General features: G+C 63.5%; 11 protein-coding genes. 3 read left to right on the forward strand and 8 right to left on the reverse strand.

Translation table 11 applies throughout. The annotated features are described in order from the left end of the window. A partial coding sequence (locus AWC03_RS04060; RefSeq protein ID WP_142278319.1) for a TetR/AcrR family transcriptional regulator occupies positions 1-470 on the reverse strand: 470 nt, incomplete at its 3' end. Between the two features lie 356 nt (positions 471-826). Here AWC03_RS04060 and AWC03_RS04065 point away from each other — a divergent pair. Continuing rightward, positions 827-1,735: a hypothetical protein gene (locus tag AWC03_RS04065; RefSeq protein WP_085239251.1), complete on the forward strand. Its 909-nt coding sequence runs from the start codon at positions 827-829 to the stop codon at positions 1,733-1,735. Positions 1,736-2,303: 568 nt separating this feature from the next. Here AWC03_RS04065 and AWC03_RS04075 read toward each other — a convergent pair. Further along, entirely contained in the window at positions 2,304-3,446 is a 1,143-nt protein-coding gene (locus AWC03_RS04075; RefSeq protein ID WP_085239252.1) for a 3-ketosteroid-9-alpha-monooxygenase, oxygenase component, read from the reverse strand. Positions 3,447-3,549: 103 nt separating this feature from the next. On the opposite strand from AWC03_RS04075, the gene AWC03_RS04080 reads away from it, so the two are divergent. Continuing rightward, on the forward strand, positions 3,550-5,253 hold the full coding sequence (locus AWC03_RS04080) for a 3-ketosteroid-delta-1-dehydrogenase (protein ID WP_211279205.1): 1,704 nt from the start codon (positions 3,550-3,552) through the stop codon (positions 5,251-5,253). On the opposite strand, the gene AWC03_RS04085 is transcribed toward AWC03_RS04080, so the two are convergent. Next, positions 5,250-5,924 carry a PadR family transcriptional regulator gene (locus tag AWC03_RS04085; RefSeq protein ID WP_085239254.1) on the reverse strand — a complete coding sequence of 225 codons (675 nt, stop codon included), beginning with the start codon at positions 5,922-5,924 and terminating at the stop codon, positions 5,250-5,252. The two genes, AWC03_RS04080 and AWC03_RS04085, sit on opposite strands and share 4 nt — an antisense overlap. 304 nt (positions 5,925-6,228) lie before the next feature. On the opposite strand from AWC03_RS04085, the gene AWC03_RS04090 reads away from it, so the two are divergent. Beyond that, positions 6,229-6,804 (forward strand): PaaI family thioesterase, encoded by a 576-nt coding sequence (locus AWC03_RS04090; RefSeq protein WP_085239255.1) that lies wholly within the window; start codon positions 6,229-6,231, stop codon positions 6,802-6,804. A 65-nt stretch (positions 6,805-6,869) separates the two neighbouring features. Here the strand turns inward: AWC03_RS04090 and dnaB are convergent, their stop codons facing one another. From dnaB to rpsF, 5 genes are all read right to left on the reverse strand, one after another. Next, positions 6,870-9,248, reverse strand: a complete 2,379-nt coding sequence (dnaB, locus tag AWC03_RS04095; RefSeq protein ID WP_085239256.1) for a replicative DNA helicase — start codon at positions 9,246-9,248, stop codon at positions 6,870-6,872. A 529-nt stretch (positions 9,249-9,777) separates the two neighbouring features. After that, positions 9,778-10,236, reverse strand: a complete 459-nt coding sequence (gene rplI / locus AWC03_RS04105; protein ID WP_007166948.1) for a 50S ribosomal protein L9 — start codon at positions 10,234-10,236, stop codon at positions 9,778-9,780. Positions 10,237-10,266: 30 nt separating this feature from the next. Then, positions 10,267-10,521, reverse strand: a complete 255-nt coding sequence (gene rpsR, locus AWC03_RS04110) for a 30S ribosomal protein S18 (protein ID WP_085239257.1) — start codon at positions 10,519-10,521, stop codon at positions 10,267-10,269. A gap of 37 nt (positions 10,522-10,558) precedes the next feature. Next, positions 10,559-11,080: a single-stranded DNA-binding protein gene (locus AWC03_RS04115; RefSeq protein WP_085239258.1), complete on the reverse strand. Its 522-nt coding sequence runs from the start codon at positions 11,078-11,080 to the stop codon at positions 10,559-10,561. Positions 11,081-11,193: 113 nt separating this feature from the next. After that, complete coding sequence (rpsF, locus tag AWC03_RS04120) at positions 11,194-11,484, reverse strand: 30S ribosomal protein S6 (RefSeq protein WP_067007424.1); 291 nt, start codon at positions 11,482-11,484, stop codon at positions 11,194-11,196. Positions 11,485-11,493 lie beyond the last annotated feature (9 nt).

The following is an 11,493-nucleotide window of genomic DNA, read 5'->3' on the forward strand; positions in this document are numbered from 1 at the left end:
TACGATGCACAACGGACCGACCAACCCCTGGTCGGAATCCAATAACCCGAGCCTCCGACAGAGTCAGGGCGTTTCACATCGCTTAGATCGAACCGGACGGCAAGGAACTCGGTGATGGCACCGACAAGGTCTTGTCCCCAGTCCAGCCACCGTAATCGATATTGGGGATCGCTGATCATCATCGCCATGAACCTGCGATCGATCTCCATCCGGCCCCGCCGGGGAACTTCGGTGCTAAATGCCGCAACGAGGACCTCGACGGCGTCGCTGTCCGGTGCTGCGTCACTTAAAATCTGGATGCTGAGCCTGCCGAATTCCCGGAATAGCGGCATAACGACGTCTTCTTTGACCGGGAAGTAACGGTGAAACGTCCGCGGCGCAATGCCCACCGCTTCGCAGATCCGCTCGACGGTCGCCGAGGTCGACCCGTCGGCGAGAAACGTGTCGCGGGCAGCCAGCGCGATGTGCATTCGAAGGTCGTCGGCGCGACGCTCCGCGTGCGCCGCCGGACTGCTCACCAGCCTTACCTCACTTCCTCGCCACACGAGCGGCACGTCGATCCTAACCGCGAAAATCCCCGACTCATGTACTCCACCTGCGACGGCATCCCGCTGAGCGGGATCGCGACGGTGACGCACGCCTCTGCGGACTAGCCTGAGGAATGTCAGATTCTGCCATTTATGTCGTGATCTGCCACGACGCCGTGATGACGTGCTGCACAAGCAGTGGCCCGTTGACCGGTATGCGTTGACCTGTCCCCAAGAGGACCGAACCACGCAGCCAACGATGTCTCGACACCAGCCGAGCCCACTGAGGAGAAGCCCCCATGACCGCTGAAACCGACGAACTCAACTATGACGACTACACCCATGACTTCATGGGGAAGGTCGGCAACGTTCAAGACTTTTCGCGCGATTTCCTCCTGGGCCTCGCGCGAGTGTTCGAAGACGTCTTGAACTTCATGCCCTACGCCCATGTCAAGATCTATTCGGAGAAGGTTGGCGTTAGCGCCGCCATGGACGTCGCCGCGGAGCTGTCGCGGGCGGGGATGCGCCAAGTGATGCCGATGGGGCGCTACATCGCCCCGCCGGGTTGGGACTGGAAAAATGCGCAATACCAAGCGATTCCTTTTGATGTGCAGACTGAGGACCTGACCAAGCCGGCCCTGATACGTCTGATCAAAACCTATTGGGACCAGTACCTCAAAGGGCACAACTATTTCATCGACCAGTGGACCAAGATCATCCCTGAGGAGGAGGTCTGGCTCGGGCTTCCCGACATGTACCAACTCATCATCGATTACCAATACCCGAAGCTGGCCAGAGTGTTCAAGATCGAGCCGGTGCACGTCGTGGACTTTCTCAAGTTGGCCTGCCTGAGCATCGATGGCACGCTCGGGTACGGCGGTGAGTACATCGTGTACAACCCCGATCACGTGGTGCTCAACATGCGTCGGTGCGAAGTGCTACAGAAGTACACCGACGAAGGCCTCTACCCGCCGGCAAGGGCCTGGATGAACTGCACTTTCGAGCAGCGGATCTCAGCTCCGTTCTTTCCTGGGTGCAAACTCGACATCAACTTGCCGCCAAAGGATTTCAAGTTTGCCCAAGGAGAACCCTTCTGCGTGTGGACGTACACGCGCGGTGAAGCGAACCATAAGGCCGCCGCGGCCGCCCCTGATCCGCGGGCCAGCGCGATGAAGAAGATCCCCATCATGCCGGTGTCATCGACCTAGGAAGTGGCGTGGCCGCGGATCCCTGGCCGAGAGCTGCGGGGCCCGGCCAAGCCCGACCACGAACGGTCCGTGTGACACGACCGGAGACTCAATCCGCTCCAAACCAACTCGACACACACAACACTCGCTCGACAGCGATCGGCTCGCAGGGGCTCATCACCTAACAAGTCCACGGTGTCGCGCAATCGACGACGATGCAGCTCAGTGGATTGACCGCGTATCCACCCACGCGCTGCCGGCCACTTAAGTTCCAACCTTTTTGGCCGTCATGCCGGAGTTCCGCCGCTTGGATCGACGATCCGAAGCGTCCCGGTACGCACGGCATCCGTGATCGACTCGGTAAGAGCCGAGCATGACAGGAAGAGATCACACCGTCCATATGGCGCTAGTTGGGCAGCGGCGGAACGCTCCTGACAACGGGCCAAGGCCGGGGCGGTCCACTGCACGCTCGTCTGACTCCAGCTGCTTTTACGAACCTGCACTCGCGCTCCGCAGCGCCGGCATGCCACGGCCATCATGGGCATGTCGGCGAGGCGCTCATCCTCTCTCACAAGCGAACCCAACGTCATCACACCGGGTCTTTGGCGGTCGCCTGCGCAGCGATATTGGCCTCGACCTCTTTCATCCAGGCCTCGTACGGGCGGGTGGTGTCGAGCTCAAACTCGAAGCGGTCCACCATATCCGGTTGAACATCGGCAATATCGACGTAGAACTGCTCATACCAGCGTCGCAGTTGGTAAACCGGGCCGTCTTCTTCGACCAAGAGCGGGTTGTCGATGCGCGCCTTGTGCCGCCAGATCTGCACATCTTGTTCGAAACCGAGTTTGACGAAGTCCCCCAGGGCGACCGCAATCTGCACCGCGGCGTCATCGGGCAGCGCCTCCGATTTCTTGACGATGATGCCGTACTGCAACACAAAGGAATTCGCGTCAACCGGGTAGTGGCAATTGATCAAGACGGTGTGGTGGTCACCATCCTCGTAGTGATAAGTCAGGTCGTCGACCATAAAAGACGGTCCATAGTATGACGCCACCGATGTCGTGCCAAGCAACTGAGGACCTTCCGCGGCGCCCAGGTCGGGCCTGCCCGCACTGTTCATGTACTGGGTAGCCACGTGCCCTTCGAAGATGTTCTTGAAATGAGTCGGCAGGGACCCGTGAATATAGAAGAAGTGGGCCATGTCCACGACGTTGTCGATGATCTCACGGCAGTTGGTGTTCACGACGGTGGTGTACCAGTGCCACTCGGTCCACTCGTCGCTGGTAGCGCCTTCGATGCGTGGGATCCTGACCTCAGGTGGGGGCGGTTTGCGCTCGGGATCGTTCCACACAAACAACATGCCGTCCTGCTGCAGGGTGGTCCACGCTTGCGTGCGGGCCAGCTTGGGTGTCCGCTTGCTGTAGGGCACCAGCTTGCAGCGTCCGTCACCACCCCAGCGCCAGTCATGGAACGGGCACGCCACCTCGTTGCCCTTGACCTCACCCTGCGACAGGTCGCCGCCCATGTGGCGGCAGTAGCCGTCGAGGACATTGACCTGCCCATCACCGCCGCGAAACACCACCAGCTTCTGGCCGAAAGCATTGATCGCGTGCGGCTTGCCGTCACTGAAGTCTTTGATCAGACCCAGGCAATGCCAGCCGCGGGCGAATCGAGTTGGCGCAGCATCTGCCTCGATCAGCCGAACTTCGCCGGCTTCGGACTGCGAATTCATGGGCGCCATTCAACCCCGACTGACCGGCAGGTGGAGGGCACGTGTTCCACTGATCAGGACGCCTCTTCCCGCTAAGCAGCCCGGCCGCTTACCGTTCCCAGGCGTGACAACGCACAGCACGACGATTCCTGCTGGACTTCCCGTGTCCGACACGACGGTGGACCTACTCGTGATCGGTTCGGGAACCGGCATGGCCGCAGCACTCGCCGCCCACGACCGGGGGCTCTCCGTGCTGATTGTCGAAAAGTCCTCGCACGTGGGTGGTTCGACCGCACGTTCCGGTGGCGCGCTGTGGCTGCCCGCGGGCCCGGTGCTGCAGCGGGCCGGTGCCAACGACACCGCCGAGCGCGCCGCCACCTATCTTGACTCCGTGGTTGCGGGCTCAGCCCCACCTCCGCGTTTCGCGGGATTTTTGACACATCTCTCCGCGACCGTCGAGCTGCTAGAGCGAACGACTCCGATGCGGCTGTTCTGGGCCCGGGACTACTCCGACTACCACCCCGAAGAGCCCGGTGGCAGCGCAGCCGGGCGTACCTGCGAGTGCCGGCCCCTAGACACTGCCGTCCTGGGCGAATACCGCAGCCGGCTCCGGCCCGGGGTCATGGAGTCCGGCTTATCCATCCCGACAACGGGCGCGGACTACCGTTGGCTCAATCTGGTGGCGCGGGTGCCGCGCAAGGGAATTCCGACTCTGGCGAAGCGAGTGGCCCAGGGTCTGGGTGGTCGCCTGCTTGGCCGGCACTATGCCGCGGGCGGGCAAGCCCTGGCCGCAGCCCTCTTCGCCGGTGTGTTGCGGGCTCAGATCCCGGTGTGGACCGACACCACCTTGCTGCGCCTGGTCGGCGACGACGACCGCGTCAGCGGGGCGGTTGTCGGCCACGGTCGCCGCAAAGTGACCATCACGGCCCGGCACGGGGTGGTGCTGGCCACCGGCGGCTTTGACCACTGCATGGAGATGCGCTGGAAATTTCAGTCCGAGGCACTCGACCCCAACGTCAGCCTGGGCGCCGACTCCAATACCGGCGAGGGGATCCGCGTCGCCCAAGAACTGGGTGCAGACATCGATCTGATGGACCAGGCTTGGTGGTTTCCCGCGATCGCCCCGCTGCCGGGCAAGGCGCCCGCGGTCATGCTCGCCGAGCGATCACTTCCGGGCTGCCTGATCGTCAATCAAAACGGGCATCGATTCGCCAACGAGTCGGCCGACTACATGTCGTTCGGTCAGCGATTGCTCGAACTCGAGCAGTCCGGGCAACCGGTAGAAGCGATGTGGATCATCTTCGATCGGCAATACCGCAACAGCTATGTCTTTGGCGCCGAACTGTTTCCGCGGATGCCCATTCCACAGACCTGGTATGACGCGGGCATCGCGGTGCGCGCCGACAGCCTGCGCGAACTCGGCGCACGGATCGGCGCTCCGATGTCAGAGTTCAATCAGACGATGACGCGCTTCAACGAAAACGCCGCTGTCGGTGAGGATCCCGATTTCGGTCGCGGCCGCAGCGCCTACGACCGCTACTACGGTGACCCGACGATAACACCGAATCCCAACCTCCGACCGCTGACCAAGGGCCCGTTCTACGCTGTGAAAATGGTGCTCAGCGACCTGGGTACCTGCGGTGGGCTCAAGGCCGACGAGCGGGCACGGGTGCTGCGCGAAGACGGCACTGTCATCACCGGGTTGTATGCGATCGGTAACACCGCCGCCAACGCGTTCGGCGCCACATATCCCGGCGCGGGTGCGACAATCGCGCAGGGATTGGTATACGGCTACATCGCCGCTCGCGACGCCGCCGGCGGCGGTTAGTCGGCTCGACGCTTGGATTGGACCTGCTTTTCCACCTCGCGCCAGTAGCCGGGTGTGGGGCGGACCTTTCCGGAACCGGGTTTGGCCTTTTGGATGATCGAGTCGGCGGCATCGATGTCTTTGATCAATTCCAGTGCGAACTCGCGCTCGGCGGCGTAGTACTTGGCGGCCCACCGCAGCGCCAGCACCGAGTAGGCCCAAGCGGGTTCGTCCTCGGCGCCTTCGGCGTCCTCAACCGCTTTGCGATGCCTGGCCTCGGCGTAGGCGACGTGGTCCTGCAACATCTCCTTGAGCCGAGCGGGAGTGGTCAGATGGCCGAACGTCACCCGCATCAGCACACTGTGTTTGAGCACCGGCGGATCCACGGGGGCATTGTTGGTCCAGTCGGTGACCGCGTCCAACCCGGCCGCGGTGATCTTGTACAGCCGGCGGCTGCGCGTGCCCTCGTCACGCTCAATTCGTGATGTCACAAGCCCCAAGCTTTGGAGCTTCTTCAGCTCGGTATAAATCTGGCTATTCGACGGGCTCCAGTAGTAGAGGTCAACGCTCCAGTCGATCCACTTTTTCAGGTCGTAGCCGGATACTTCCTCTTCGTATGACAGCATGCCCAGCAACGCCCAACTGGTGGCGGCAAGTACCGACTTCACCTGCTTATCACTGGGCTCGGCCATTTTGCCAGATTAACAGCACAGCCGAGATGCCTCTGTGATATGCCCGCTGGACGGGACGCCACCTTCCGGGCCGCTACCTCATCATCTCACGCTGTTAGTCGATGACCACCGAAGTCGCAGGCGTCGATCCCATGCGCAGCGTCCCTGCCGTTCTACAGCACGCGGCGCGCACCACGCCCGCCGCAACGCCAACGATCGGCGTGCCACGCCTAAGTGATGACGGGGTCCCGGCTCGCGGTTCGCTGTCAGTGAGGGCGAAGACCTTGCCAGCGGCATCGCGGACACCGGCGATCTGAGCCTAACGATGACTGACCCATCGTCGACATACGAGCTACTGGCCATCTCCGTGCGCAACCTGATCGATGCGACGATCCGAACAGAGTTGGAGCCCAACGCGATTGCCTCCATTGCAACCCAGATCGACGCTATTACAGGCCGACTGAGCACCGAACAGATGCCTGGCTCGTTCGGCGAACGTGTCAGCATCGACGGGCAGAGCCCAGCTTCGGGTAACGCAGTAATTGGAGTCCGCAATCCGTTGGCTCCCCCACTCGTGATTCATGAGGGAAACGGAGCCGTCTGGTCGGAACTTATCCTCGGTGCAGCCTATGAAGGACCGGCGGGTTACGTGCACGGCGGTGTCTGCGCGATGGTGTTGGACCATGTACTGGGCGCCACCGCCCACAAGCCGGGGCGGCCCGCCTACACCGGGACGCTGACCCTGCGCTACCACCGAGGAACCCCGCTACGAAAGGCTCTCCGCGCCGAGGCCTGGGTCGACCGCGTCGAAGGAGTCAAGACCTTTGCCGTTGGACAACTCAGCGACAGCGGTGGCGTAACCGTTTCAGCAGAAGGGGTTTTCATTCATCCGCGAAAGTGAGCAGAACGCTGGCGATAGGCGCCTCCGACGCTTCTCGCACAGCACTCAACCCAAACGCCACCGAATCACCGCGCCATGTTGGCAAAACGCGATAGGTGCAGCTGGTGCGCGACGGTGACGGTCTTGGTCGGGCCGTTGCGGTGTTTGGCCAGAATGAAATCCGCCTCTCCCCCGCGCGGGTCGTCGCGCTCGAAGGCGTCCGGCCGGTTCAGCAGGATCACCATGTCGGCATCTTGCTCCAATGATCCCGATTCCCGAAGGTCCGACAGCATTGGCTTCTTGTCGGTGCGCTGCTCGGGACCGCGGTTGAGCTGGCTGATCGCGACCACGGGGACCTCGATCTCCTTGGCCAAAAGCTTGAGATGCCTTGAGAATTCGGACACCTCCACCTGCCTCGACTCATGCTTCTTGCCCGACGTCATCAGCTGCAGGTAGTCGACCACCACCAGCTTCAAGTCGGCTTTCTGCTTGAGCCGGCGCGCCTTGGCGCGGATCTCCATCATCGTCAAATTGGGCGAGTCGTCGATATACAGGGGCGCCTCGCTGATTTCGCTCATCCGCCGCGCCAGCCGGGTCCAGTCGTCGTCGCTCATCCGGCCCGAGCGCATGTCGGCGAGCTTGATCTTCGCCTCGGCCGAGAGCAGCCGCATCACGATCTCGGACTTGCTCATTTCCAGCGAGAAGATGACGCTGGCCATCCGGTGCTTGATCGAGCACGACCGCATGAAATCGAGACCGAGGGTGGAATTGTGCGTCGGGATCATCGCCCTACTGGCCAGGTAGAGGTGGCTGTCGTTGTCCACTTCGACGCACCGCACCGGAACTGTCTCGACCCGGCGGACATCGACGATGAAGCGTGAGCCAGAGCGCACGGTGCCAGTGGCGGCTCGACGCTCCTTGTGCAGGATAGCTTTTCGCTGCAAAGCGAACACTTCGTCGTCCGTAGAGAAGGTCAAGGTGTAGGCGATGCTGGACGACTCCCGACGGCCACGGACGCGCTTGGTCGAGGTTTGGCAGCGGTAGCCGAGGCTGACGATGAGTTCGGCGGCATCGGATGCCAGCCGATGGTTGGTGACCGAGAACTGGACCGCCCCGCCCGCCGTCACCGTTCCGTCGGTGTCAAGCAACCCGGCGAGCAGCGCCCGTCGTTGTGCCTCGGAACCCCGCAGGTACTCCAACGGAATGTGCTTGTTCCCGAGCACGCCGAGGGTGCGCAGCCGCGCCTGCAGTGTCCCCACCACGCCATCCGCTTCGATCCGCATGATGAGTTCAGGATCGGCCGTGGTGATCTGGGCTGCGGCACTGGTGCCGTCCCCGAGCCAGGCACCGAGAGTGTATGGCGGGATCAACAATTCGTGCTCGGGTAGGTCAAGCGCGCGCGCGTTCACCACGCTGTGGTTCAGTCGCCGGTCTAGCGTGTCACAGCGCAGGGTCCCTGCGATCTCAGCCGTCGTTCGCACCGCCGCAAAGGTGCGCTGATTCTGGGAGCGGTTGTAACCCACCGCCGCAGCCTGCGCCGACTTCCGCGACGCACGTGTTTCGGTCAGCCACCGATGCTCGGCATCGGCGACGATCACCGTCCCGTCCGAAAATTCCACTTCGTAGCAGGGCCGGCCCAGCATCACATCGGTGGTGGCCACCACCCGCGTCGGCCGGCCGTCGGCGCCGATCAACTCGTCACCGACGGCGATGTCACCCATCGTCGTCCAGCCGGTTGGGGTGGGCAGCGGCGTATCCAAGGCGAGCGCCTTCCCCACTCCAGGCCTCGCAGCCACAATGATCATCTGTCCGGGGTGCAGACCGTTGGTCACCTCGTCGAGCTCGGTGAATCCGGTCGGCACGCCGCGCGAGATGCCGCCGTTCGAGGCAATCGCGTCGATCTCGTCCATTGTCGGCTGTAGCAGGTCCTCGAGCGGAACGAAGTCCTCCGACAGCCGCCGCTCGGCCACGTCGTAGATCTCCGCCTGCGCGCGATCGACCACCTCGGCCACGTCGGCGCCCTCGGCACCCGCGTAGCCGTACTGCACGACCCGCGTCCCGGCCTCCACCAGCCGGCGCAGCAGCGCCTTCTCGGCGACGATGCCGGCGTAGTAGCCCGCGTTGGCGGCGGTGGGCACGGTCGAGATCAGCGTGTGCAGATAGGGCGCACCGCCGATGCGGCGCAGCATCCCGCGGCGGTCCAGTTCCGCGGCCACCGTCACCGCGTCGGCCGGCTCGCCGCGGCCATAGAGGTCCAGGATCGCGTCGTAGACGTTCTGGTGCGCGGGGCGATAGAAGTCACCGGGCCGCAGCCGTTCCAGCACGTCGGCGATGGCGTCCTTGCTCAGCAGCATGCCGCCCAGCACCGCCTGCTCGGCCGCGAGGTCCTGCGGTGGCTGACGTCCGAAGTCCTCACTCGGCGGCGGCGAATCCATGCCCGACGCGAGGTCATCGACGACCGCCATGGATCCCTCCTCCCTTACCACGCACCCGAACGTACATTCGAAAACCGCTCTCGTCAGCGTAAGTCAAGGAGCCGACACCTTCACCGCGCAGCCTTCGTACGCCTCGCGACGGGACGACGTTAGACGTTGCTGGCTAGGAGGTGAAAGGGGTGCTGTTCATGAACTTGTGCATGGTGTGTGCATATCCTTCAACACCCGTGTTGAGTGGGGTGTGGAGAACCTGTGCATGAATTCAAGGGGCTCTGACATCGCTGCTGTTAAGGGCCATGTAACGGCATGAATTTCGTGTGGACAAGAATCTCTACGGCGTGTCGTCGCAGGTTACTGCGCCGGGCGTGTTGGCTTTCAGCCATATTTTCGTAGCGTTACGGCAGGGTAAATGAGGTCCCCGGGACACCCCGCGGCGATAGTTCGCTAGCGCGCGCGTCCGCGACCGCCCGCGCTGGGACCCGAAAACATGCGCGCAGCGCAACTGAACCCGGCGGCGGCCGATGACGGCCGCCGCCGGGTCAGAGCAAACGTGGGAGGCTTAGCTCTCCGCGACAACCTCGAGGGCGACCTCGACGTCGACCTCGGGATGCAGGTGCACCGACACCGGGTGGGTGCCGACGGCCTTGATGTGCGACTTGGGCAGCCGGACGATTCGTTTGTCGAGGTTCGGCCCGCCGGCCTTCTTGATGGCCGCGACGACGTCCCCGGAGGTCACCGAGCCGAACAGCTTTCCGGAGTCGGCCGCCGTCCGCACCGGCAGCTGGACGGGGCCCAGCGCCTCGATCGCCGTCTTGAGTTCGTTGGCGTGCCCGAGGTCGCGCACCGCCTTGTTCTCGCGGGAGCGGCGGATCTCGTCGGCCTGCTTCTGCGCACCGCGCGAGGCGACGATCGCCAGACCGCGCGGGAGCAGGAAGTTGCGGCCATAGCCGTCCTTGACCTCGACCGTGTCGCCGACGGTACCGAGATGGTCGACGTCGGCCGTCAGAATCAGCTTCATCTTTTCGTACTTTCGCTCGAGCGTCGGCGGTTATCGCGCCGAGGAGGTGAAGGGCAGCAGCGCCACCTCGCGGGCATTCTTCACCGCGATCGCGACGTCGCGTTGGTGCTGCACGCAGTTCCCGGTGACGCGACGCGCACGAATCTTGCCGCGCTCACTGATGTAGGTGCGCAGCAGCGCGGTGTCCTTGTAATCGATCGCTTGGCCCTTCTTCGCGCAGAAGACACACTTTCGCGTCTTGACGGGCTTTTCCGGAGCGGGACGTCGCTTGCTGGACTTGGCCATGACTGTCTTTCTTTTCGTTCTTACTGTTGAAGTTCTCTTAGAAGGGCGGTTCGTCGTCGCCGCCGCCGAAGGACCCGGATGCCGGGGCGCTGCCCCACGGGTCGTCGGCGGGTGCGCTGCTCGCCGGGGGTGCCGATCCCTGCCGGGACCCGCCGCCGCCGCCGAAGCCGCCACCCCCGCCACCGCCGCCGCTGCGGCTGGCCTTATTGACCTTGGCCGTGGCGTACCGCAGCGAGGGCCCGATCTCGTCGACCTCGACCTCGACCACGGTGCGCTTCTCGCCTTCGCGCGTCTCGAAGGACCGCTGCTTGAGCCGGCCGGTGACGATCACTCGCGCGCCACGGGTGAGGCTCTCGGCGACGTTCTCGGCGGCCTCGCGCCAGATGTTGCACCGCAGGAACAGTGCCTCGCCGTCTTTCCATTCCGAACTCTGGCGGTCAAAGATCCGGGGCGTCGACGCCACGGTGAAATTCGCGACGGCGGCACCGGACGGGGTGAACCGCAGTTCGGGGTCGGCGGTCAGGTTTCCGACAACGGTGATAGTGGTGTCACCAGCCACAATTTCCTCCTCGTTCCGCCCTGCTGCTCGCTTCTCCGACGGTGAATGGCACGTGTCCTCGCTGAGCCTACGCAAATCCACCGACGGTGGGCCCACGACTCGGCCACGGGGTGTTAGTGCTTGTCGGTCCGCATCACCTTGGTCCGCAAGACCGACTCGTTGAGGCTCAGCTGGCGGTCGAGCTCGGAGACCGTCGCCGGCTCCGCCTTCAGGTCGACGACAACATAGATGCCTTCGGCGTGCTTGGCGATCTCGTAGGCCAGCCGGCGCTTACCCCAGATGTCGACCTTTTCGACGGTTCCGCCGTCTTTGCGGACGACGTTGAGGAACGTCTCCAACGACGGAGCGACAGTGCGCTCGTCGAGCGTGGGGTCAAGAATGACCATGATTTCGTATGGACGCATGGAAACCTC

It is taken from the genome of Mycobacterium europaeum, assembly GCF_002102155.1.
Lineage (GTDB): Bacteria > Actinomycetota > Actinomycetes > Mycobacteriales > Mycobacteriaceae > Mycobacterium > Mycobacterium europaeum.